The 25,327-nt window shown below is 34.0% G+C and carries 20 protein-coding genes, 3 pseudogenes and 1 riboswitch; of the genes and pseudogenes, 8 read left to right on the top strand and 15 right to left on the bottom strand.

Annotated features, from left to right (window positions below):
* Positions 1-7: 7 nt before the first annotated feature.
* Positions 8-1,705, bottom strand: coding sequence for an ABC transporter ATP-binding protein (locus tag wTKK_RS00395; RefSeq protein ID WP_407511501.1), 1,698 nt, complete (start codon positions 1,703-1,705; stop codon positions 8-10).
* Positions 1,706-1,887: 182 nt separating this feature from the next.
* Entirely contained in the window at positions 1,888-2,586 is a 699-nt protein-coding gene (gene ubiE / locus wTKK_RS00390; RefSeq protein ID WP_407511500.1) for a bifunctional demethylmenaquinone methyltransferase/2-methoxy-6-polyprenyl-1,4-benzoquinol methylase UbiE, read from the bottom strand.
* Positions 2,587-2,711: 125 nt separating this feature from the next.
* On the opposite strand from ubiE, the gene wTKK_RS00385 reads away from it, so the two are divergent.
* Both wTKK_RS00385 and wTKK_RS00380 read left to right on the top strand, forming a co-directional pair.
* Positions 2,712-3,863 (top strand): Bcr/CflA family efflux MFS transporter, encoded by a 1,152-nt coding sequence (locus tag wTKK_RS00385; RefSeq protein ID WP_407511499.1) that lies wholly within the window; start codon positions 2,712-2,714, stop codon positions 3,861-3,863.
* A 919-nt stretch (positions 3,864-4,782) separates the two neighbouring features.
* Positions 4,783-5,082 (top strand): annotated as a pseudogene (locus wTKK_RS00380) (ankyrin repeat domain-containing protein); the annotation flags it as partial.
* Here wTKK_RS00380 and wTKK_RS00375 read toward each other — a convergent pair.
* From wTKK_RS00375 to pgsA, 10 genes are all read right to left on the bottom strand, one after another.
* Positions 4,976-5,263 (bottom strand): hypothetical protein, encoded by a 288-nt coding sequence (locus wTKK_RS00375; RefSeq protein ID WP_407511498.1) that lies wholly within the window; start codon positions 5,261-5,263, stop codon positions 4,976-4,978. The pseudogene wTKK_RS00380 and the gene wTKK_RS00375 sit on opposite strands and share 107 nt — an antisense overlap.
* A gap of 190 nt (positions 5,264-5,453) precedes the next feature.
* Positions 5,454-5,588, bottom strand: coding sequence for a hypothetical protein (locus wTKK_RS00370; protein ID WP_407511497.1), 135 nt, complete (start codon positions 5,586-5,588; stop codon positions 5,454-5,456).
* Between the two features lie 667 nt (positions 5,589-6,255).
* Positions 6,256-6,609, bottom strand: a complete 354-nt coding sequence (locus wTKK_RS00365) for a thiamine diphosphokinase (RefSeq protein ID WP_407511496.1) — start codon at positions 6,607-6,609, stop codon at positions 6,256-6,258.
* Between the two features lie 4 nt (positions 6,610-6,613).
* A complete protein-coding gene (locus wTKK_RS00360) occupies positions 6,614-6,865 on the bottom strand; it encodes a SemiSWEET family sugar transporter (RefSeq protein WP_407511567.1) in 252 nt (83 codons plus the stop codon).
* A gap of 21 nt (positions 6,866-6,886) precedes the next feature.
* Positions 6,887-6,986: riboswitch (TPP riboswitch) on the bottom strand.
* Between the two features lie 76 nt (positions 6,987-7,062).
* On the bottom strand, positions 7,063-7,932 hold the full coding sequence (locus wTKK_RS00355; RefSeq protein WP_407511495.1) for an SPFH domain-containing protein: 870 nt from the start codon (positions 7,930-7,932) through the stop codon (positions 7,063-7,065).
* Positions 7,916-8,974, bottom strand: a complete 1,059-nt coding sequence (locus wTKK_RS00350) for a M23 family metallopeptidase (protein WP_407511494.1) — start codon at positions 8,972-8,974, stop codon at positions 7,916-7,918. Before wTKK_RS00350 ends, wTKK_RS00355 begins: the two co-directional genes overlap by 17 nt.
* Positions 8,971-9,711, bottom strand: coding sequence for a YebC/PmpR family DNA-binding transcriptional regulator (locus wTKK_RS00345; RefSeq protein WP_407511493.1), 741 nt, complete (start codon positions 9,709-9,711; stop codon positions 8,971-8,973). The genes wTKK_RS00350 and wTKK_RS00345 overlap by 4 nt, the downstream gene beginning before the upstream one ends.
* 7 nt (positions 9,712-9,718) lie before the next feature.
* Entirely contained in the window at positions 9,719-10,405 is a 687-nt protein-coding gene (locus tag wTKK_RS00340) for an outer membrane protein assembly factor BamD (protein WP_407511492.1), read from the bottom strand.
* 41 nt (positions 10,406-10,446) lie between these two features.
* Entirely contained in the window at positions 10,447-11,442 is a 996-nt protein-coding gene (locus tag wTKK_RS00335) for a hypothetical protein (RefSeq protein ID WP_407511491.1), read from the bottom strand.
* Positions 11,443-11,545: 103 nt separating this feature from the next.
* On the bottom strand, positions 11,546-12,088 hold the full coding sequence (pgsA, locus tag wTKK_RS00330) for a CDP-diacylglycerol--glycerol-3-phosphate 3-phosphatidyltransferase (protein ID WP_407511490.1): 543 nt from the start codon (positions 12,086-12,088) through the stop codon (positions 11,546-11,548).
* A 119-nt stretch (positions 12,089-12,207) separates the two neighbouring features.
* Between pgsA and wTKK_RS00325 the strand changes: the two genes are divergently transcribed.
* The 3 genes from wTKK_RS00325 to grxD are packed head-to-tail and all read left to right on the top strand — an operon-like array spanning position 12,208 to position 14,124.
* Positions 12,208-13,527 carry a malic enzyme-like NAD(P)-binding protein gene (locus wTKK_RS00325; protein WP_407511489.1) on the top strand — a complete coding sequence of 440 codons (1,320 nt, stop codon included), beginning with the start codon at positions 12,208-12,210 and terminating at the stop codon, positions 13,525-13,527.
* 38 nt (positions 13,528-13,565) lie between these two features.
* Positions 13,566-13,784, top strand: coding sequence for a BolA/IbaG family iron-sulfur metabolism protein (locus tag wTKK_RS00320; RefSeq protein ID WP_407511488.1), 219 nt, complete (start codon positions 13,566-13,568; stop codon positions 13,782-13,784).
* A gap of 16 nt (positions 13,785-13,800) precedes the next feature.
* Complete coding sequence (gene grxD, locus wTKK_RS00315) at positions 13,801-14,124, top strand: Grx4 family monothiol glutaredoxin (RefSeq protein ID WP_407511487.1); 324 nt, start codon at positions 13,801-13,803, stop codon at positions 14,122-14,124.
* Between the two features lie 675 nt (positions 14,125-14,799).
* Here grxD and wTKK_RS00310 read toward each other — a convergent pair.
* Together wTKK_RS00310 and wTKK_RS00305 are read right to left on the bottom strand one after the other, a co-directional pair.
* Positions 14,800-16,128: pseudogene (locus wTKK_RS00310) on the bottom strand (IS4 family transposase).
* A gap of 131 nt (positions 16,129-16,259) precedes the next feature.
* Positions 16,260-16,454: a hypothetical protein gene (locus tag wTKK_RS00305; protein WP_407511486.1), complete on the bottom strand. Its 195-nt coding sequence runs from the start codon at positions 16,452-16,454 to the stop codon at positions 16,260-16,262.
* 22 nt (positions 16,455-16,476) lie between these two features.
* Between wTKK_RS00305 and wTKK_RS00300 the strand changes: the two genes are divergently transcribed.
* Positions 16,477-16,686: a hypothetical protein gene (locus wTKK_RS00300; RefSeq protein WP_407511485.1), complete on the top strand. Its 210-nt coding sequence runs from the start codon at positions 16,477-16,479 to the stop codon at positions 16,684-16,686.
* A 236-nt stretch (positions 16,687-16,922) separates the two neighbouring features.
* On the opposite strand, the pseudogene wTKK_RS00295 reads toward wTKK_RS00300, so the two are convergent.
* A pseudogene (locus wTKK_RS00295) lies at positions 16,923-17,990 on the bottom strand (IS481 family transposase).
* A gap of 77 nt (positions 17,991-18,067) precedes the next feature.
* Between wTKK_RS00295 and clpB the strand changes: the two are divergent.
* Together clpB and wTKK_RS00285 are read left to right on the top strand one after the other, a co-directional pair.
* Complete coding sequence (gene clpB / locus wTKK_RS00290; RefSeq protein ID WP_407511484.1) at positions 18,068-20,629, top strand: ATP-dependent chaperone ClpB; 2,562 nt, start codon at positions 18,068-18,070, stop codon at positions 20,627-20,629.
* A 27-nt stretch (positions 20,630-20,656) separates the two neighbouring features.
* A complete protein-coding gene (locus wTKK_RS00285; RefSeq protein ID WP_407511483.1) occupies positions 20,657-25,327 on the top strand; it encodes an NAD-glutamate dehydrogenase in 4,671 nt (1,556 codons plus the stop codon).

The following is a 25,327-nucleotide window of genomic DNA, read 5'->3' as shown; positions in this document are numbered from 1 at the left end:
GTTTTTACTATATCCTCACCAATTTTGCATACAGCCCATCTTTACTCATTAGAGAATCATGAGTTCCCACTTCTTCTACTTTCCCGCAATTAATCACTATAATCTTGTCAGTTTTGAGTGCGGTTGATAGCCTGTGCGTAATTATAATTGTTGTTCTGTTTTGCATCAACTTGCTAAGTGCTTTTTGCACTAGGTTTTCACTTTTATAATCAAGAGCAGAGGTTGCTTCATCCAATATTAAAACCTGAGGGTTTTTGAGTATGGCTCTTGCTATTATGATGCGTTGTTTTTGTCCTTCAGAAAGTTTCAGTCCTCTTTTTCCTACAAATGTATCAAATTTATCAGGCAGCTTATCAATAAATTCCATTGCATAAGCGCTGATAGCTGCTTGCTTCACCTCTTCATATTCAGCATCTGGTTTACCATATAGTATATTTTCCATTATTGAACAAGAGAATATCATATGGTCTTGTGGCACTAAGCCAAACAACGATCTGAGGTCACTTAGCGCAATTGATTTGATGTCATGCCCATCAATAGTAATACTGCCTTCACTTGGATCGTGAAAACGGAGCAAAAGCTTTAAAATGGTGCTCTTGCCACTTCCAGATGGTCCAACAATTGATACTGATTGGCCTACCTCTATAGAAAATGATACGTTATTTAATGCTGGCTTATCAGCATAAAAAAATGTTACATCATTAAACGAAATTCTTTTTTGAACACTATTGATCCTTATAGGATTATCACTATCTAATATAGAGCTTTTTACGTTCATAAATTCAAATAAACGCCCTACGATTCCAAGACCTCGTTGCAAATCACTGATGTTATCGCTTAGATTGTTTACAGCCCCTGAAGCAAGCGCTGAATAAAACACAAATGAGGAGAGTTCTCCAATAGTCATATTATTACTTAAGACTTCTTTTATTCCAAAAAAAAGCAAAATAACTAGAGAACCTATCACACACGTGATAACTAGAGTTACTAAAATAGCACGTAAGAGTACTAATTTTACGTATGATTTTGATACTGAGTTTAGATGTTTCTGAAAACGAATTTTTTCATTTTCTTCGAGTACAAACGATTTGATAGTTATTATAGATCTAAAATTTTCCTCACTAAACGATGCAAGCTCACTTAATTCATCCTGAGCGAAGCGTGCATAATTGCGAACTTTTTTTCCAAGTGAAGTCATGATAATGAGCAGTATGGGTATTATTGCAGCTGCATATGCAGTGAGGTGCAGATTTGTGTATAATAGCATTGCAACACTACCAGTCAGTACAACAAAATTTCTCAATATTGTCAGTAAGCTGCTGTTTATTATCGATTGCAATGCAGAGGTATCAGTAATTAATGCTGAGATAACATCTTGTACGCCCGTGTTCTCAAAGAAACTCGGTTGCAAGTCAGTGATACTGCTATATAAGTCGTATCTGATTATTGCGATAACTTTCTCGCTGCCAATGCCAATGAAATATAACCGAATAAATGCAGTGAAAGAAATGCCTAAAACTATCAGTATTGAAACTACGAGCTTGGTAGTAAAGTTATGCTCTGCGCCAGAATCAATTATGTTGCTTAAGCCCCTACCAAAAAGAAGAATCGTTAAAGCTGAAAATAGAACTGCAATAAAAGCTATGCTAAAATAATGTAGACTAGGTTTTATATAGTAAAATAGCTGCTTAATGTTAGATCGCATTTTATTTTAAAGTTAAGTATTTAGCTTCAGGAAAAAGTTACAATATTAGTTTACAGTGTACTTCGTTAGAGCAATACGTTCAAGAAACTTTAGCTTGATTTCTACTGAAGGAAAAACGCTGCGCAATTAAAGGAAGATAGCAAAAGAACTGTTGGAAGGATGAGCATACCAGAGTTTAATATTCATTTTATTCCAATGTGTAACGCCACTATTCCATAGCTCATATTATAGAACTCAACATCCTTAAAGCCTACCTCTTCAATTTCCATTTGAAAATTAGTTTGAGTTGGAAATTCTCTTATGCTTCTTACTAGGTATTCGTAAGAACCCTTATCTTTAGCAACCATGCTACCAATTTTAGGAATTACTTTAAATGAGTATAAGTCATAAAATTTGGTGAATATCTCATTTTGATAATGCATAGGGGCAAACTCCAAGCAAATAAATTTCCCATCTGGCTTCAATACCCTATATGCTTCACTTAAAGCCTTTTTACGGTCAGAAAAGTTTCTAATACCAAAAGCTACTGTATAATAATCAAATTCAGAATCTTCAAATGGTAAACTCTCTGCATTTGCACATACCCAATTGAAATTTAGCTGATTTGAATTTATTGCTTTATCACGCCCTTTGTCCAGCATGTTTTGATTTATATCACATACTGTAACTTGAGTACTTGGTTCACCTCTTGCTATTCTTATAGCTATATCTCCGGTTCCTCCAGCAATATCCAAAACCTTGGAGTTCTTTTTAAAATGCACACTATTTACCATCTTCTCTTTCCATAGCCTGTGCATTCCAAGGCTCATTATATCATTCATAATGTCGTAGCGATTCGCTACAGAATCGAAAACCTCTTTAACTAATTGTGATTTATCCATATTTTATACAGAGATTAGCAGTTAAATTAATATACTAATGAGAAAAATATACTACAATTAAACATATTTAATCCAGTAAATCACTAGTGTCGACAGCTTTTTCACAAAATATCATCTCTCTTATTATGATATTATCTGTAGCAGTTGTTGATATGGCAACAGACTTATACTCAGTTGCATTGCCAAGTATTGCCAACTATTTTAAGGTGAAAGGTAATATAGCGCAGCTTACGATCAGTTTAAATTTAGTAGGAGTTGCAATATCTGGATTAATTTATGGCCCATTGTCAGACTATTATGGCAGGCGCCTAATAATGCTGATTGGTATGACAATTTTTACTTTGGCAAGTATTGTATGTTGTATAGCTGGTAATATTATACTTTTAATATTAATCCGGTTTATACAAGGAGCTGGAGCTGGTGTTGCAGGCGTTGTCGGATATGCAGCAATCAGGGATATGTACTCAGGTAGTGAATACTCAAGAGTAATCTCAAAGCTAAATATGATAGTAGCACTTTCACCTGGAATAGCTCCAGTGGTAGGCAGTTATATAGTTTCACATGGTTATAGTTGGAAGTTTTTGTTTTTTATCATATCACTTGCCGCAATTATTATGCTCATTTTTATTTACTTGAAGCTACAAGAAACGCTGACCGTAAATAAAAGTAAAGCCAGTATTAATATCTTCAAGCAGTATATATTAATATTTAAGAATTATCGTTTCCTTGGATTTTCAACCATTCATGGATTAACTTTCATGTGGCTTTGGGCATACATTGCTAACTACCCGTTCATATTTGAATCAATGGGCGTTGAAGTACAATATTTTGGCTATCTCATATCAATCATAGTTATATTTTACATAATTGGAACTTTAATTAATAGAAGGTACGTACCAAAAATAGGAGTGAGCAAGATGTTAATAATAGGTTTGGTATTACCGATGATATCGGATGGTTTATTGGTATATTTTTATCTCGCAAACAAGTTAAGTGTACTTATTCTTCAAGTTCTTTGGATTCCGAGCAATATCGGGCTTGCACTCGTAATCAGCAATAACGTAACTTCTGCTTTAGAAACGATCAAGGGTATAGGTCTTGGTAGTGCAGTCCTCTCATTCTGCAATATGATGTTTGGAGCTATTGGAATATATATAGTAGGAAAATTTTTTCACTATAGTATTTTACCAAATTTACTGTTAACAGTTGCATGTTCTATAATTGCAATTCTTATATATAGTTTACTTAAATATACTGAAAAACACAGAGAAGGCTGATTACAATAGATTTCTTATATAACCTTATGAAGGTGTAATTTCGGTATGTGGTTCTGGCATCCAGAGAACTTTATCTGCAGAGTTCATTGATTATTAGCAACTGTACCATGATAATACAATTTCTATAGAAAAGTGCAGATGGGTGGCAATTTTATTGATTATATACATTTTAACAGCTCCCTAAATCAGGGTGAGAAAGTTTGATTAGCTGAAAAGACTCGCAAAGTTAGGGAAATCTTCTTAAAATATATCAACAATGATGTTCATAATATGTCAGTTGAGGTTCTTAAAACCTATGATTTTGGAAAAGAATATAATGATATATTTAAACAACCAAACAGTATTCATGTACAATTTGGAGATAAAGTATTAATTTGCTCATGGCCTCGTTACAACGATTTTGATGAAAGTAAATGGAAAAATTTTTATCACAACTAACAAAGGATCATAATCTAAAATTTATTGGAACTGGGCCACTTGAGTCTAAATATGAAGGTTTTAATTACAGTGTGTATCCTCCAGCTTTCAACTTTTCACAAAAAGAAGTATCTTCAAGATAAATCAATAAAGTTTATACCCTTTTCAAAGCGACAATTTCTGATGATTATAAAGATAATGAACCTTTAGCTTTCAGCTTTTCACAAGAAGAAGTAAATAAAATTATAGAAAATATTAAAAGATCTCATAAGTCAATAAAAAAGCAAGTAATTGACCATTACCAATCATCAGGAAAAGATTTTGTTAAAAATGATTTAGACTTCATAAAGATTGGTACCGATATAAATAATAAAACAAGATTTAGTTCTGTAATATATTTTAACAAACCCAATGGTATTAATGAAATTAAACTAGAATTATATAAAGCGACTCCCTTACACTTATTTGCTAAGCTTGGGGACAGTTTTTCTCAGCAGCTAGAAGATGTCTAGATAAGGGGGCAGATGTTAATGCAATAGATGAAAGTGAAAAGACCCCTTTACATTATGCTGCTAAAAATGGTCATATAGACATAGTAAAAATTCTATTAGCAGTAGACGGAATCGCTATCAATGTAAAAGACAAGGATGAAAAAAAACTGATGACAGTTCAGTATCGACAGATAGTGAAGGAGATCAAGAGGAAGATGCTGGACGAGAAGGTAACGTCCAACCAGTTACACAAGAGCAAGACCAAAAGGAAGAACAACAGGAGATCAGTGCAGAAGAGGAAAGTGATGTAAAAATTGAAGCTGCTGATAATGGACATTCTATTGACATAACACTTACACAAAATGTTGTTAGTACACGAAGTGAATCATCAATAAATGAAGAACAGCCAAGCTCTTTTTTTAGTAGTTTGTTTGGTATACTGATTAAACCTTTTTCTTTAATAAGATCATTTTTGGGTGGATTTTTTTTCATGGTTGTTTGGATCTGATGAACCATCAACTGAATATGATCAAATAATTGCACCAAGTAACTCAGGAGGAGAGGAGCTAACAAACTATCAAGAGGGTAATAATAATATTATACAATAGATTTCTTGCATAATTGGAATGCAAAAAAATCAGTTGATGTTATGAAAGTAGCTGACACTGGCACCCAGTTAAATTTATGGAGTATAATGGATTTTAGCGTCAAGCACACAGCTGTACGAACATTCATTTTTGCAGGTAAATTGCACAGCAAATGGTGTCATTCCAGTGCTTGACACTGGAATGACAAGAAAGGGAGCAATGACTTGCATATTCCCCTGAACAGATGCCTTGATAAATTAAAGTTTCTAGGTTTGAGTAGTGAAATCCGATCAGTATGAAAATTAGCAAACTCCTTTTTATTCTCTGTATGAAAAAACTTCTTCCGCATACTCACGATGCCATTATAATGATGGTAGAGATATTTAAAGAGCTCAAAATCTATCTTGGTCTGCAGACCTTTTAACCAATTTTTCAATAAGGATTCAGCTACATCTGTTGTGTGTACATTCTGAATCTTTTTTTATACAGGAGGATTTTATGTCCAGAATTCCAGATATTTGACCTTTACTTTAGCTCATAACAGGCGCCTGTAGTTTTTAGAATTAGTGTTAACACGGTTTTCTACTTTTTTTTTCTTAATGTTTTAACTCAACACACACCATCATCATTTACTGCTTCTAAATATATCATTGCTAAACACACGCCGCTGTGTATTTCTATAGATAACTCATTGCCTAAACTTCGATTAAAGCAAGAATTCTTTCCTGGAAAAGCAAGGTTACTAAGGTACAGTTCCCATTGTAATACTTTAGTTGATATTTGAGCTTTCGGTATACCAAGTAAGGATATTTTAGTATTTTTTAGCAAAGAGGAAAATAGCTAATACCTTTTTGTAAGGCGTACCCCACCGTGGGAGGCGAAGGCATATAAAAGATACTATCTGTACTTAAAAAAGTTAATTTGTAGTATATGATCAATTGCTCCTCCAGTAATACCCGTTACTATTGATGGCAATAACTTTACTGTTTTTAAGTGAGCCATTGCTTTAGAAAAGTCGCAATAATCTTGATCAGGTAGATATACTGTATTTAAATTAGCACGTAAATTCGGATTTATACTATCCAAATCTCCTATTACAAGATCAGGTTTTACGCCAATTGATAGAAGCTTATTTGCTACTCCATCTACAGCAATAACAGGTATATCTTGTTTAAAAAATGATGAATCAGGTATTTCTCCATTTGGTACTACAATAGAACGATATTCTTGCTCCACGCTACAATGTAGCATATGGTTATAAAACGCTCCGTGCAGTTTTTGCATCGTAGTAACATTTTTGAACAATTGATATTATACTGATCACTAATCCAGCAATATTACTGAGTATCACAAAAGTTAAACCCTGACAAACACCGTAAATAAGCCAAGATGATGAACAAATAAGATAATTCACCAACATTAGCATCGATACGTCACGAGTAAGTTTTGTGATATATGATCTATATACTTGAGGCAATAACCCAATGAGAGATGTAATGAACGCGATGAAGCCAAAGTATTATTCAATATTTATATACATACATTTTCCTACGTTTATTTTAACAAGATCAGGTTCAAAGGGTTGTACTTTATATACTCTCAGCTTTTTAGGACCCCTAATGCGTGTAATTTATAATATCATTTAGTCTATTAATCAAGAAATTAACAGTGACTTGCATTCATGAAACCGAATCGGCTTCTATGCTAATTATTATCCAAACTAATAGTCGGCTGTGCATCCCGCTCAGAGATCAGAGCAACTAGCAAATTGTTTATCAATTGAACCTTTTGTTTTCCATCCAATTGTAAGCTTTTATTTTTTTCAAAATGGGCTATTACTTCTTCAATAATTCCTATTGCATTTTGCACTATATGCCTTCTTGCAGAGGTGATGGCATGCGCTTGTTGACGCCTCAGCATCGCTTGTGCAATCTCAGATGAATAGGCCAAATGCGATATTCTCGCTTCTGCAATTTCAATTCCAGCAATATTCAATCTTTGTTGTAGCATTGATTTCAATTCATTTGAAATTTTATCAGAATTTTTACGCAAAGATTCCTCATCGTTTTCGCTATCATACGGATAATTACTTGCCAGTTCTCTAATTACCGAGTCACTTTGCACAAAAACGAATTCATGATAATTATTAACATTATAATATGCCTTTGCAGGACTGCTAACTCTCCAAACAATTACTACTGAAATCTCTATCGGACTTCCATTAGCATCATTAACTTTAATTTTTTCTGTGTTAATATTCTGAAATTTTAGAGAAACTCTATATTTACTCGAAAACGGAAGCGTTACACATATTCCAGACTTAAAATAAGTTCCAATATAATGGCCAAAAAACTCTATCACTCTCGCTTCATTAGGGTCATTAACGAAAAGTGCCTGAAGAAAAGTCAAAATTGAAACAGCAGCAACTCCAAGTGCAATTGTGCTGTCATACACAAAAAGTACCAATAAAATTAACCCTAGCGCTATTAGTACAGGAAAAGCCTGAATTTTACTTAGATTTCTATCACTTATCGTATTTTTATCTGTGCTGTCTTTATCAGATTGCTTTTTCACTTGCACCCTCTCTGCTGATTATCTCATCTACCCTACTTACAAATAATTTAAACTCTCTTAATTCACGATCAGGCAACTTTATCTCATTGCCATGAGCTATCGTAAGCGGATCAATATGTTTACCATTATATATAACTTCATAATGTAAATGAGGTCCTGTTGCAACACCAGTGCTGCCGACATAAGCAATGATCTGCCCCTGCTTTACTTTAGAGCCTAACTTTATATCGCTACTAAATTTGCTTATATGTGCGTAACAAGTTGAATATTCATTTTTGTGTTTTATTTTGATGTAATTTCCATAGCCACCATTCTTTCCTATATATTCTACCACACCCTCTGCAGCAGTATATATGGGACTGCCAAGCTTAGCTGCATAATCTACTCCTTTGTGAAAAGCAATTTTACCGCGAACAGGATGCTTTCTATTACCAAATTTCGAAGATATACGAAAATCTCCTTTTAAGGGACTTACAAAAATTTCGCTACTCTTCAAGCTTACCCCCTCTTTATTAAAGTACTCTTCTTTGCTGTTTTGTGACTCATAATAATATAAACTTATAGCTTTATTGCTTGTTGTGAGTGAAGTATATAAAATTTTTTCTTCAGCCTTCTGATCACTCTCACACAGAACTTCCAACTTGCTTTTGGGCACAATGTCTTTTTTAAAATCTATACCAAAATCTTTATATATGTTGATTAATTTCATCACTGTATTTGGCGACAAACCTCCTGCATCAAAAAAAGAGGATTTTATGTCACTGGATATGAATGATAACTTTCTATCACTTTCTGTCACCAAAGCAGCTTTTTTTTTCCTGATCCCGTCTTGGAATAACACTGGAGAGTGGGTTAGTGTCATTACAGTATTTGACACTGGAATCCAGCTTTTTAATCGAAAATGTTGTATAGCGTACTGTTTATAATCAATTTTGCTAGATTCCAGTGTCTTGTCACTGGAATGACAATAGTCTTTCTGCGCAAATGTTTCAGTTGCATATGCTGGTAAAATACAAAGCAGTGTAAGTATTACCAGCCTCATAATTTATCAGCAAAAATAAAATTACCTTCAACATACTGCACATCATCACTATCTTCTAGCTCTTCAACTAATATAGATAATTTATCAATTAATTCTTTATCGCTAACTTCAATCAGGTCCTTTGGTTGCCATGAAAGACGAGCAAGTTCTGGTTCTCCAAATTTTGTATAGAAAGCGTCACGTACTTTACCAAAGTCTTTTACTTCACAAGTTATAACATATAATTCTTCTTTGTTATTTTTCTCAACATTCAATACTTCTAATTCAATTCCATAGTTAAATAAACCTTCAAAATTTATACCCTCTGCTTTATAGATAATTAAACCTACATGATCGAAAAGGTAACTCACACATCCTGTTTCTCCCAAATTACCGCCTTTGCGAGAAAAGATATAACGTATCTCAGAAGCAGTTCGGTTGCGATTATTTGTCAGAGCATGGACAATAAGTGCAGCACCAGAAGGTCCGCAGCCTTCATATTGTATTTCTTCATAACTTTCTCCAGCAACGTTACCAGCTGCATTTTTTATTGCTGTTTCTATTTTATCTTTTGGTAGATTTTCCTTTCGCGCAGCAAAGATAGCAGAGCGAAGACGTGGATTGAGTTCGGGATCAGTCAGCCCTTGTTTTGCAGCAACTGTTATTTCCCTAATGAGCTTCGCAAATTTTTGCGAGCGCTTTGCATCCTGAGCACCTTTTCGATGTTTTATATTTGAAAACTGTGAATGACCAGCCATAAGAAAACTAATTCACCCCTTCTACTAACATATTTTCATACTGCTCAGCTTCTAAGTCAAGGCCAAGAGCTAAGTGAGCTGTTATTAAATAACTAATAACTCTAGAAGAATATTTAGAATCTTTATCGCTTATCATATTTTGAAAACGCTTAATTGCTGCCAAATATTCACCACGCTTTAGGTAAAATTCACCAATAGAATACTCTTTTTTTGATATATGTTCTGTGATTAATTTTTCTTTTTCTTTAACCTCTTCTATATATTCGCTATTCGGAAAAAGATTAATATATTCATTAGCTAGCTCTAAAGTTTTATATGCAATTTTTTGCCCAAGCTGCACTTTGTTAATTTGCATGTAATAAGATAATACTCTTAAGTAATATACATATGGCAAATCTTCACCATTTGGATAAACGTATATATAATCATCCATATCACTTGCAACACTGCTGTATTTACCCATATTATAGTGAGAAAGTCCAGACAATAATTTGGCTTTCATTGCCCAATAAGATAAAGGATACAAATCCTCTATCTTTTGAAATGCTCTAATAGCTCGCTTATATTTTTTCTGATCATAAAGCTTAACTGCCTCCTCATATAGCTCAGTTTCGGTGTGTTCAAGGTCATTCGCATATAACTGCATAAAGTGGCAAATTAGAAGAAAAAAGCATACGATTAAAGTCCTATACATAAGATTTTTTTGATCAAAATAAAGTATAGACTAAATATTACCTAAATAAACAAATTTGTGGCATTATCATCGAGTAAAACCTGCCCTTCCCGTATATTACCTACACCAGCACCTGTTGAAACACCTTTTCCACTCACTTCTACGTTCTCTAGCTTTCCAATATAAGAATGTATGATCAATCCACTTCCGACCATCAAAAGAGCAATACCTACTAGACCTAAAGCAGGTCCAACAGCAGATAATGCTACTTCAGAAATCAACATTATCCTCCTGACTAGTAATAAAGAAGAACCAGCAAGCATCAACTTAGCTGTAGACGTATTGCTTGTCTTTTTTTTAGATTTCTCATCAAAGCCTTGCTCTTTTTCTACTTCAGAATTTTTATTTTTCTTGTACTCACAATAGCAAAAAGTAGCACTCGCTACAAAGTAGAATATACTAGAAATTGAAAAAGCTACGTCTTCTATTATTCCTTGTGCCAATGCTTCGCTTACTATGCTAGCCACAATAACTAATGTAACTAAAGCAGCATCAGCATAGTTACAGTAATCATCAACTGTATAAGGAATATCTCTCTTTTCTTTTTCTCCATCTTCAATATTCTTCAACTCTTGTTCTTTTTCTGCTATTTTTCTATTATTATAAATTAAATATAGCGCGCAAATAAGAGATAAGACTGTCAAAGGCAATATAATATGGCCTAATGCACCGCTTATAAGGCGAAGTAATACCTGATCGCTACATGTTTTTTCGAGCTCAATTGCCATCAGCAATGCAAATGGAACCATTGTTGCCAATGATACACATTTTCTATTTAGCTCTCTTTTTTTTAAAGTTAACAACTCCTGTTTCAGCTTCTGCTTTTTTTCTTCTTCAAGTATTAATAATTCTTGTTCAAGTTTTTTTCTCTCTTTTTCTTCTTCATTAACTGTTGACCAGAAATCTCGAAAAAAATCCTCTATTTTAATATCTTTCTCAGAACTTAATCTCTTAAAGGAAGACTCAGTATTAAAGCTATCTATAATAACACCAGTCATACAAACTTGACTAATTTATAAACTAGCACATTATACAGGATTTTAACTAATCAGTCAATATTGTGAAATTATTAACTTTTTTTTTTGTATACTCTTAAGCAACTTAGTCAATCTGTTTGATGCCAGCTAGAACGTAATTATAGCCTGAACACATAGTCATAACAGCTGCAGCCCATAAGCAAATAACACCTGCATATCGAATTTTCTCATAATCACTCATTATTAGCGCTACCACAGCAATCATCTGCAAAAATGTTTTAATTTTTCCAGCCTTACTCACAGGTAGGCTAACGTTTGTAGCTATCAAAAACTCCCGCGCACCTGAAACTAATATCTCCCTACAAACAATTATAACTGACGGTATAATTGTAATATCATCTATCTTGTGCTTATAAACTAGCATGATTATTGTTGAAGCTACTACTAACTTGTCGGCAATTGGATCAAACAACTTGCCAAAATTCGATTGGACTTTCCATGCACGTGCTAAATAACCATCAAAAAAATCTGTAATGCACGCAAACATAAAGATCAATATTGTTATTAGACTTGCATATTTACTTTCTATATAAAAGCTTGATATTATTGCCGGTATCGCGAGTGCACGAGAAATTGTTAGCAAATTAGGCAAGTTTTTCTTAAGCATGCAAGTCACACTATTGGTAGATAAACTTATACAGAAGTACAGCAGAATTCACAAGCTAATAGTTGAACATTCATAAAAACCACATATACTTTAAAAATTACTAACAATAAGCTCAAAGCATGAATAATGATTTAGATAACACCACAAAACAAGAAGCACTTAAGTACCATAATAAAAGTGGTAAACCTGGTAAGGTATCGGTTATACCAACAAAACCCTTATCCACACAGCATGACCTATCACTTGCTTATTCCCCTGGTGTTGCAGCCCCATGCCTTGCAATAGCTAAAAATCCTAAAGCTGTTTATGATTACACGGCAAAAAGCAATTATGTGGCTGTTATTTCAAATGGCACCGCAGTGCTGGGACTTGGCAATATCGGTCCTCTTGCTTCAAAACCCGTCATGGAAGGCAAAGCTGTTTTATTTAAGCGTTTTGCTGACATTGATGCAATTGATATAGAAGTTGACACAGAAAACATAGAAGATTTCATCAATGCAGTAAGGTATCTTGGTCCAAGTTGGGGGGGGATAAATTTGGAAGATATAAAATCTCCTGATTGTTTCATAATAGAAAAACGTCTAAATGAATTGATGGATATTCCGGTTTTTCATGATGATCAACATGGAACTGCAGTAGTTGTTGCAGCTGGTATAGAAAATGCCCTTGATATTGCTGGAAAGAAATTAGAGAATGTCAAGATCATCATGAATGGTGCTGGAGCGGCTGGTATTGCGTGTTTGGAAATACTGAAGTCTATGGGTGCTAAGAACATAGTACTATGTGACAAACAAGGAATAATACACAAAGACAGAAAAGAGGATATGAATGAGTGGAAGGAAAAATATGCAATTGACACTAAAGAACGTTCTCTACTTGATGCCATAAAAGGCGCTGATATATTCATCGGACTATCCGCAAAGGATGTGCTTAGCGAAGAGATGTTAAAAAGCATGGGTAAAGACCCGATCATTTTTGCTCTTGCTAACCCTGATCCAGAAGTAAGGCCTGAATTTGCAAAATTTGTAAGGCCAGATGCAATAATTGCAACTGGTAGGTCAGACTATAACAACCAAGTCAATAACGTAATGGGATTTCCTTACATATTCAGAGGAGCACTCGACGTACATGCAACGACAATGAATGATGAAATGAAAATTGCTGCTGCAGATGCAATAGCAAAGCTTGCCCGCGAATCAGTGCCAAATGAGATATCTGCAGCCTATGGCGGTCGTAAAATGAGCTATGGACGTGAATATATAATACCTACTCCATTTGATCCAAGATTAATTTCTATAGTATCTCCTGCTGTTGCAAAAGCTGCAGTTACTTCAGGTGTGGCAAGAAAGGAAATAGAGAACTGGAATCAGTATGAAAGCCAATTAAAATCTCGTCTTGCTAGTGCTCTGAGCACGCTGAATCTATTGTCTTCACAATAATTAATTGCGTATTTTAGACTTATGATTAAAATAAACTGATGGCTATTACAATTCGCGAGTTAGAGAAAATTATCAAACAATCATTTCCTGATGCTGATATAAGTATTAAGGACCTTGCTGGAGATGATGATCATTACCATCTAAAAATAACTTCCAAGTTTTTTTCTGGAAAGACAAAAATAGAACAACATAGAATGGTATATAAAGCTCTCAAAGATCAGTCTATACATGCATTGCAACTAGAGACTAGCACTTAAAATTAAGGTGATATTTATGAACAACTTTGAACAAATAAAAAAAGACATAGCAGAAAATGATGTAGTGCTGTATATGAAAGGCACCTCTGACTTTCCTCAATGCGGATTCTCTGGGCTCGTCGTGTCAATTCTCAAAAAATTGAATGTAAAGTTTAAATGCATCAACTTACTTGAGAATGATGAAATACGTCAGTCCATAAAAAGTTTTTCTGATTGGCCAACAATTCCACAATTATATATAAAGGGAGAATTTGTTGGTGGCTGTGATATTACCCGTGAGATGTATGAAAACGGTGAATTACAAAATTTGTTAAAAGAAAAAAAGGTTATTGCCGAGTAAGTTTACACAGCAGAGTGGCAAAATAAAAACATAGTGTCAGTGTCCAGACACTGCCTTCTTTTCTGGATTTCAGTGTCAGCTACTTGAATGACACCCTTTTAGTAGCCATACGTGTCAAGTTAAGAAGAAGTGAGGTAAAGTTGGTGTAAAGAAAAGAAAAAGAAGATATAAGTTCTCCTAAATTTAACAAACAAAATGGAGAACTTATACAATTTAACTCATACCATAACTATTATGATACATGTTACAATCCTTGTGATACGTTTGATTTTTTCTGCTAAGAGATTAGATTTAAATCACTAACAAACGTACGTTCTTTCACTCTTGATATACGTACTTCCAATAGCACATGGTCTCCCATGTGCTTCACATTTTGCTTTAAAATACAATAAATTTGACTACTGACAGCTTTTTCTTGAAATCTTAGCAGCATTTTGCTGTGGCAAAGCTTTTCAATGCGAATATCTTCTATATTAAAATCGTATTTTGAAATGTACTGTAAGTTTGTATATGCTAGTTTTAACCTTAGAGTTATTAAATCATTAACTTTTTTTATCCTATAATCATCTAATGGTTATTTTTTAAAGTATTCTTATGAATTATAATTTTTCCTCATCTCCACGTGTTGGTTCATACATTCCTACGCGCACAGCTTGCACAACCATACGCGTCAAGTTAAGGGAAAATGAGGAAATTTAGTGCACTCAAAGTTGATATTCTTGTTTTTCTATATTTGTCTTTTAAGGAGAATTTTGATCAGGTTAAGACGAGTTTTTTTGAGGAAAATTTGTACCTTACTGACTACACAATTTAATGTTAAGAATAGCTGTCTAACTCGCCTTTTAAGCTCAATAAATTCCTTTATTAGACTAAGTTCTGTACTCTTTTTTAGTTCTGTACAACCAACTATTCCATGAAATATAAGAATTGCGCACAATTTAGCGTATAGTTTACACCATACTCTGTATGGTTTTCCTGTAAGTTCGTCAAGCCTGATGTGACTCTTATACAATCTAAATAATAATTCAATCTGCCATCTTACTCGGTAAATTATTAATACCTGATCAGCACTAATTTTATTTTCTGGAACGTTAGTTATGAATATCGACCAATCCAGCAATTTTTGATTCTTTTGAGAAGATGTATATCCATGTGATTTTGCTAACCTATTAGCCCTTCTTCTAATTATAGACTGTTCTTCAGTTAATTTGTGACATATAATTCTCACTTTAATTTTTGTTTCTTTTCCTAATAGCACCTCATTTTCTAGAAACAATTTATCCTCTAAACATTCTAATAACTCTATTTTTTGATTTGTTTCTGTACCATATATGTTGGTACCAGATTTATAACGACTTATAAAATAAGCTCCGGCTCCATTGATTTGTTTAAAGGAACTTGGCACAAAATAACCCAAATCAGATATTAGTCAATCATTGCTCGATATATTGCTTAAATGTCTTCTATACCCCTGATCTGACCTTATTCCCTCAGTTATATTAAGCTGCTCTAATGTCTGGGTTAGGTAGTCAAAAACTAATTGTAACTTTATTCTATACTTAGTATTACTTTCATAAACACTGTAGCTAGTACCATAACCTTTATATATATTTTCCATACCATTAGGTATGGCTGATATAGCTACTATCCAATAGCTTAACACTTCTAAAGTGCTTCAAAATTCTGCAATCAACCTTTAAGATATTTTTAAATAAAACTAAAGACTCATTATACATTCTTTTCATAAATTCCACTGCTTCCTTGGTAAATCTAAAGTCCAGACCTTGTTTTGTTATATTTATCGAGTCTCCATTCAATAATTGACAAATTGTATCTATACTACAATTATCAATCCCTATATTACCCAAGACTATGGCTTTTACAAACGATGAGCCTTTTAGCTTCCTCTTTACTTTTTATGAATCCTGTTGTAGTTGAGATTTTATCTGCTTTTTCATTAAAAAATTCTTTGAGCTTTTTTGAGATGCAAACTATTCTTTTTATTGTATAAGTTCTCCATTTTGTTTGTTAAATTTAAGAGAACTTATATCTTCTTTTTCTTTTCTTTACACCAACTTTACCTCACTTCTTCTTAACTTGACACGTATGGCTTGCACAACTAACCCACGGTACCATCATAATTTTGATCCACATTGCCATGACCACTTTGATCCGTATCGTGATGGACTCGAATTAAATATACAGCTTCCTGATATAAAAATACCTCCTTTTCCTGAGTGTCCTGCTTGTCCATAACCTAAAAAACCAATTGCCTTTTCAAGGCTTTCAATAGTAGTTGATGCAGTTTCTGGAGAGATTAAAGATGCCATTACTAAGAAATCTAGTGGTTTAATGTTTGCAAAATGTAAAGAAATTTTTGATAAAAGTGACAATAATCTTGAAATTGGTCGAGACAATCGTATCAAAGGACAATGTGATAGTAATCCTGAATGCAAAGCTTGTATGGATGCGATAAATGCTTCTATAATAGATACGCGCATAGAATCAGCATTTTCTCCTGAACAAATGTCAGTACCAGAAGGTATTGTTTATATTATATGAAAGTAATGAAGGTGTATACATTTCTATTTTATGTTAACTTTTTAGTAACCTTTATTTATTAATAGAGCAATTTTATGTTAAAGAACACTTTCCCTTATTCAAATAAATTGTAAATTAATTTACATACAAGGCTAGATGATGGTAAAGACCCTAAGTACGAGATTAATGACAAGACTAAGGATGAACTGAAGGAAAAGATTAAAAATGAACTAGAGAAAGATCTTAACTCTAATAATTTAGACTTGATCTGACAGAAGAATTGACGAGTTCAAAACTGATATCAGAATCTGTTTTAATGTTATCAATATTTTTTTTTGGTAAGCAATACTCATACTATCAAAAAAGGTCTGCATAGGCATAGCAATACTTACTGGAATGAGTTCTATCTCTGTTATAAGAATGCAACCAATGACGACATCTAACTGAAGCTCCTCCAAAGTACTATAAATCTTTTTCCTAAAGATAATATTGTAACATTCATCTTGCATAGTTCTATGAAACCTTTGACATATACCATTAGTTTGTGGAGAATAAGCTTTGGTTCTAGAATGATCAATATTTTCTACTCCCAAATATAACAGGTACGCATGACTACCTGGTTTACCACAATACTCTGTACCACGATCAGTTAAAATGCGTAGCAATGGAACTTTCTGTTCATCAAAAAATGGTATAACTCTATCATTGAGAAGATCTGCAGCTGTGATAGCAGTTTTCTCCGTATAAAGCTTAGCGAAGGCCACTCTAGAGTAGGTGTCAATAAAAGTTTGTTGATAAATTCTTCGAATACCTTTGATATTGCCTACATAATAGGTATCTTGACTACCTAAGTATCCAGGGTGTTGTGTCTCAATTTCGCCATTGGCTTCTTTTTGTTCCCTAGTTTTTTTCTAAAGCAGCAACTTGCTCCTCCGTTAAAATTATACCGTCTTGGACCACCTTTGCTTCCAGGGCTTTCAATCTCTTTTTAAAATTTTCGAGATCGTTTCTTTGCCATATTGACCTTATACCACTAGCAGATATTAGAATTCCTTTTTTCTTTAATTCATTAGCTGCTCTTTCTTGTCCATATGCTGGAAACTCTACTGCTATTTTAACTACTGCTTCTTTTGTATCCTTTGGTACTCTATTGGTAAGTAATGGTTTGCTTTTGTTTATCTCATATAATGCTTTTCCCCTCCTGTTTCATATAGCTCTTTGAAGCGGTAAAATGTATCCCTTGAATATCCCATTACTTTACACGCTTGGGATACATTTCCTAATTGCTTTGCAAGTTCTAGCAACCCCAACTTTGGTTCTAGTATTTTTTCTTGATGACTTTAAGTTTAAAATTGAGAAAGTAGTTGTTATATATATCAGCAAGTATGAGTTAATTTGCATTGTGGACTTGAATAAATTTACCGAAAAAGCAAAAAGCCTAATCCAGAGCGCTCAAATGAAAGCATTGGGAGCTGGGCATCAGATTTTTATGCCTGAACATTTACTTAAAGTAATGCTTGAAGATGAGTCAGGTTTAGTTCAGGATTTGATAGGCACTTGTGGTGGAAATATTAAGAATATTTCTGATGCTGTGAGTAGTACAATTAAAAAGTTTCCGGTGGTTGGAGGACCAGGTAGTGGTGGACTTCAGCTTTCAAGAGGGGTAGCAAAAGTTTTTGATGATTCAATTGGTATTGCGAGGAGAAATAAAGACACATTTGTTACTGTTGAGCGGTTGTTGCAAGGCCTTGCTGCACAAAAAGATGAAATTGTAGGTAAAATTTTAGCAGAAAGTGGTGTAACACCGCAAAAATTAAATTCAGTTATTGCAGAAATGAGAAAAGGTGGTAGTGCAGACTCTCCAAATAGCGAGGAAAAATTAAATGCATCAAAGAGGTATACAAAAGATATTACAGAGTTTGCTATGCAAGGTAAGCTTGATCCTGTAATTGGTCGTGATGAGGAAATCAGAAGAACTATGCAGGTATCGTTGAGGCGAACAAAAAATAATCCAGTACTGATAGGTGAACCTGGTGTTGGAAAAACTGCAATAGTTGAAGGTTTAGCAAACAGAATTGTTGCAAATGATGTACCACTTGGTTTGCGTGATGCAAAAGTTTTAGCTTTGGATCTTGGCTCATTAATTGCTGGAACAAAATTTAGAGGGGAGTTTGAAGAGAGACTAAAAGCAGTGATTAATGAGATTTCAAAAGCAGAGGGAAAAGTTATTTTATTTATAGATGAGCTTCATACTTTAGTGGGAGCAGGAGGGACAAGTGGTGCGATGGATGCTTCAAATTTGCTCAAGCCTGCTCTTGCGCGTGGAGAAGTTCGCTGTATAGGGGCTACAACTTTGGATGAGTATCGTCAACATATAGAGAAAGACCCTGCGCTTGCAAGGCGTTTTCAGCCTGTGTTTATTTCTCAACCTACTGAGACTGATACTATTTCAATACTGAGGGGTTTGAAGGAGAGGTATGAGGTGCACCATGGTATTAGAATCACAGATGGTGCAATAATCGCTGCTGCAACGCTTTCTAATAGATATATAACAGATAGGTTTTTACCTGATAAAGCGATCGATTTAATTGATGAAGCAGCAAGTAGGGTTAGAATTGAAATGGACAGCAAGCCTGAGGTTGTTGATGAGCTTGAAAGAAAGATTATACAGCTGAAAATTGAGTCAGAGGCTTTGAAAAAAGAAAGTGATGAAGACTCTAAGCAACGTTTAAAAAAGATAAATGAGGAAATTGAGAGTCTAAACAGTAAATTTGCTGACTTAAGCAGTAGATGGCAGATGGAAAAGAATAAAATAGCTAAAATACAAGAAACTGCTGAAAAATTGGATAACGCGAGGAAAGAGCTAGAATTGGCTCAGCGCAATGGAAATTTAGGAAGGGCAGGGGAGTTGATGTATGGTGTAATTCCTCAACTTGAAAATGAGTTAAAAAATCAGGAAAAAGTTACTGATAGTTTCCTAAAGAAAGAAGTTACTGAGAGTGATATTGCAAATATTGTTTCAAAATGGACAGGAATTCCAGTTGATAACATGATGCATAGTGAAAAGGAAAAGCTCCTTAACATGGAAAATGAAATAGGAAAAAGAGTAATAGGGCAGAGAGATGCAATTGAAGCGATAAGTAATGCAGTAAGGCGCTCCCGTTCTGGTGTTCAGGATACTAATCGACCTTTTGGTTCATTTTTATTCTTAGGTCCAACCGGAGTTGGAAAAACAGAGTTAGCAAAATCTCTTGCCAAATTTTTGTTTGATGATCAATCAGCACTTCTACGCTTTGATATGTCAGAGTATATGGAAAAACACTCCGTTTCAAAGTTAATTGGTGCGCCTCCAGGATATGTTGGTTATGAACAAGGTGGCAGATTAACCGAAGCAGTAAGGAGAAGACCATATCAGGTAATTTTGTTTGATGAGATAGAAAAGGCAAATCCAGATATATTTAATATATTACTGCAGATTTTGGATGAAGGTAGACTCACTGATAGCCATGGCAAATTAATTGATTTTCGCAATGCCATACTGATTTTAACTTCTAACCTTGGCTCTGAGATAATGCTAAGAGGAACTACCGAATCTGTGAAAGATGAGGTGATGAAAATAGTTAAGTCAGCGTTTCGTCCAGAATTTTTAAATAGACTGGATGAAATTGTTATATTCCATAGCTTAACCAAAGATGACATTAATAAAATTATAGATGTTCAATTCTCTTATTTACAAAAGATGCTCGCTAAGCGTAAAATGAGTATTAGTTTATCGCAAGAAGCTAAAGAACTAATAGCACAAACTGGATATGACCCTGAATATGGAGCGCGTCCTCTGAAAAGGGTAATACAAGAATGCATTCAAAATAATCTAGCTAAGTTAGTTTTATCGGGGGAAATAGTAGAAGGAGATGAGCTAATAGTGTATACTTCCGGTAACGAAATCTTAGTTAAAAAGATCTAGATTCGCTGTGTATTTTTGTTTTGAAAAATGTGTATAAACCATAATGTTAATGTTGAGTCTTTATTTAAGCTAGTTGATCAAGGGAATAAAAAAGAGAAAGAAAAAATTAAAGAGTTTATACAGTACTTTTATAATTTTGTTTATAATAGTGACCTAAAAGTCAACGATAAATTTCTTTTATACATTGCAGAAGATGCATACAACTTCATTCTTAAAAAAGAAAAAGAAGAAAGTAAATTGGCAGTAAGTAATGTAAATGGTATTTCAGGAATAGAAGGCAATTTCACTATAATTAAAATCACAAATTATGACATGCCCTTTTTAGTGGATTCTGTCATTTCCACTATTAAGTCACACGGTTTAACTATATGCTATTATAGTAACAGCATAATTAATGTTCAAAGAAAAAATAGCCTAATAGATAAAATTCATCTTTTGGAAGAAAGCAATGGAATCAAAGAGTCAGTAATATATGTAATTATTAAAGGCATAAGTGGTAGCTTTGTTGATTCACTAGAAGAATCTCTACGAAAGACGCTAAAAGCAGTTAACTGCGTTGTAAAGGACTGGCAATTGATGCTCAAGAAGCTTCTTGAGCATCCGGCATTGGATGCTGGAGGCAGAGATTTTCTAGCTTGGTTGAAAAATAACAATTTTGTATTTTTAGGTTATCAAGAATACATTGCTAATAAAGAAGGAAAGCTTGCTCTAAGTGGTAAGGAGAGCCTCGGGTTAATGAGAGCAAGTGAAGAATATCAAAATTCATCAATTTCTTCTGAAAGCTTGAATTCTTTGTACATACTAAGATCAGACCTAATCTCAATAGTTCATCGGCGTACCTATATGAATTGTATAGGGGTGAAAGAATTTAATGATCAGGGTGATGTAATAAGGGAACAGCATTTTTTTGGGCTATTTACTTCTATAGCAGAAGTGCAAGATATTCGAACTATTCCGTTAATAAAGGATAAGGTTACAACAATAGAAAAAAAGGCAGGATTTGTTCCTGGTGGCCATAACAATAAAGCTTTAATTTCCATTTTACAGGCATTTTCTTGTGATGAATTATTCCAATCAAATGAAGACGAGTTATTTGAAACTTGCACCTCGATCATGTCTCTTGCGATTAGACCAAGAGTCAAGTTATTTTTGAGAAAGCTAGGGAACTTTATTAGTTGCGTAGTGCTGATACCGATGCGTTATGCTAGCGCTAGGCTAATGTTCAAGATACGTGATATATTGAAGGATGAAACAAGTGCAGGAAGTTCAGATATTTATAACAATCACATTATCAATGAATATGATCTGATGAAATTACATGTAGTACTAAGGGCCAAAAATGCCAGCGTTCTTGATTATGAAGTTTTGCGTATCGAAAACAAATTAAGAAACATTACGGAAAAGTGGGAAGATCGTTTTATAGACAATTTATATAATACTTTTAGCACTGTTGAGGGTGTATTCATCCGCTATTCCAATGCATTTCCTGCAAGCTATCAAGAGAATTTTGAACCTCATGATGCATATTACGACATGAAAAAATTGGAGATAGTAAGGAAGAAAGGGGTAAGTGAGGTTGATTTGAGACTTACTTGTGACAATCTTAACTATCAGTTAAAAGTTTATACTCCAAGCAATGGTGGTCTTGAATTATCAAAGATATTAAAAATTACTAAGAATTTGGGAGCAAAAATTCTATCTCATAATGGTTATTTGATAGAAATCAATGGTGGAGTATGGATACACCACTTTGTGTTGTCAAGAGTCGATGAGTTAATAAGTGACATTACTCTGAAAGAGCAATTTGAAATAACGCTTGCAAAAGTGTTCAACAAGGAAATTAAAAATGACTATTTCAACAGTTTGATCATTATTGCTGGGCTCAAATGGAAGGAAGTGCTTCTTATTAGGGTGCTAAGTGCCTATCTAAAGCAGACGTTATTTAACTATAACCCAGAATATATCCAAAAAGTGGTCTCAGAGTACCCAAAAATAGTGAAATATCTGATACAGCTATTTCGTGCAAGATTCAATCCTAATATAGATATTGATAGAGCAGAAACTACTAACATTTTCCAGGAAAAAATTGAAGAACTACTAAAAGAGATCAGCAACGTTTCACATGATTACGTTTTGCGTTCGATATTTAACTTGATAATGGCAATTTTGAGAACCAGTTATTATCAAGATGATAAGCCATACTTATCTATCAAATTTGATTCAAGTAAAATAAATGGTTTACCTGACCCGCGCCCATACCGTGAATTGTATGTTTATTCAAACCTTTTTGAGGGAATACATCTAAGAGGAGGGAAGTTGGCTCGTGGTGGTTTGAGATGGTCGGATAGAACGGAAGATTTTCGCACTGAAGTTTTGGGACTCATGAAAGCCCAGATGACAAAAAATACGGTCATTGTACCTGTTGGCGCAAAGGGTGGGTTTGTAATAAAGCAAGTTTATAAAGACAAAAACATTTTAAGGGAGAAAGGTGTTGAATGCTATAAGAATTTCATCAGAGGAATGCTTGATATTACTGATAATGTAGTTGATGGCAAAATAACTCCACCAGAAAATGTGATTAGGTATGACGAAGATGATCCATATTTGGTAGTTGCAGCAGATAAAGGCACTGCTTCATTTTCTGATTATGCAAACGAAATATCCTCTGAATATAACTTTTGGCTCGAAGATGCATTTGCATCTGGTGGATCAGCAGGTTATGACCACAAAAAGATGGGTATTACAGCAAGAGGTGCATGGGTTGCAGCACAACGCCATTTTTGGAGAATGAATAAGGATATTTACCAGGATACAACTGTTATTGGAATTGGAGATATGGCTGGCGATCTATTTGGGAACGGCATGCTGCTTTCAAGAAATATGAGTTTAATTGGAGCATTTAATCATATTCATATTTTTGTTGATCCAAATCCTGATGCGGAAAAGAGTTTCGTGGAGCGTAAACGGCTCTTTGAATTACCGTTTTCCACTTGGATAGATTACAATAGAGATTTGATTTCTCATGGTGGCGGGATATTTGAACGTAGTAGCAAACAAGTAGAAATTTCTCAAGAAATGAAAAAGTGCTTTGATATAACGGAAGATACGTTATCTCCAAATGATTTGATTCGATATTTGCTCAAAGCAAAAGTGGATTTCATATGGAATGGAGGAATTGGCACCTTTGTTAAGGCAAAAAGTGAAAGCCATGGCATGGTTGGCGATAAAGCAAATGATGAATTAAGAGTAAACGGTCATGATATTAGAGCTTCTATGTTTATAGAGGGTGGCAACCTTGGTTGCACGCAGCTTGGAAGGGTAGAATACGCTAAAATAGGTGGGTATATCAATGCAGATTTTATTGATAATTCAGCAGGAGTAATATGTTCTGATCTTGAAGTTAACATCAAGATTGCTTTTGTTGCAATTATGAAAGAAGGGGGAATTTCCTTGGAAAAAAGGAATGAAATACTGGCTAGCATGATAGACGAAGTTGCATCTAAGGTACTTGAAAATCATAACAGGATTGAAACAAAAGCATTGCTTCTTGAGTGCTTGCAAGCTAAAGAAAAGTTGGAGGAGCACCATAAATTATTACTCAGTTTAGAAAAATCTGGGCTGTTAAACCGAAGCGTAGAATTTCTTCCAACTGAAGAAGAGATAGCAAGGATGTTAACTGGTGCAGAGGGTTTCAGTTCTCCTCAGCTCTCTGTTCTAATGTCTTATGCTAGAACAGAAATAAAAAATAAAATTATACATTCCGATCTGTCTGAAAAAGATCTTATATCTCATAACTACTTGCTAGGTTATTTTCCTAAAAAGATGGTAACAAAATTTAAGGATTACATATTGAAACACCAACTTCGCAGGGAAATTATTTCTACTTGCATTGCAAATGATGTAATAAATAAGATTGGCTGTATATTTATTAATAACTTGGTTGAGAGTACTGGAATTAGAGTACATGAAGCAGTTAACATATATATTGTTGTGAATCACCTATATAATTTAAATAGCCTTTGGCATGAAATTGATGAATTGGACGGCAAAATTGATGTCGATTTGTATTTACAAATAGTGAGAAATGTACAAAAATTTATTGGTAGGGTGTCATTTTGGTTAGTAAAAAATCTTGGTCAACTTAATCTTACAGAACTAGATGATGTTACAAAATTTAGGGGTACAATTGAAACTTTAGGCCATGATGTTTTAGATGATCGCCTGTTAAAGATCTATAATCATAGATTGATCTCTTTGGTAGAGCTTAACATAAATAAAGATCTAGCAAAAAAGGTTGCTGATTTACGTATTCTTATTTATGCGCTGGACATTATATCTGTTGCTGAACAGACATCTTTATCAATCTTTGAAGCTGGTAGAATATACTTTAAATTAAAGTCTCTGCTAAGGTTTGATATGATTAGAACAATTGCTGTCAAGATTAAAAGCCATTCTTCTTATTGGGATCGCAGCTTAATTAATGATTTATTAGATGATTTAAGCAATTATCATCATAAGATAGCTGTTAAAGTTATAAAAACTACTGATAATCATGTAGATAAGGTTCAAACTTGGGCTCTTAGTGATAAGGATTATATAGAGAGTTACAATAGCTTTTTAGATGAGATGGTTGCTTATAAACTTGATTTAAGTAAATTAATACTCATAATCAGGAGAGTTAAAGTACTTGCTTCATAG

The organism is Wolbachia endosymbiont of Trichogramma kaykai, from assembly GCF_045765165.1.
GTDB lineage: Bacteria > Pseudomonadota > Alphaproteobacteria > Rickettsiales > Anaplasmataceae > Wolbachia.
Note: the sequence above shows the minus strand (reverse complement) of the source record. Positions and strands in the feature narration are given on the sequence as shown.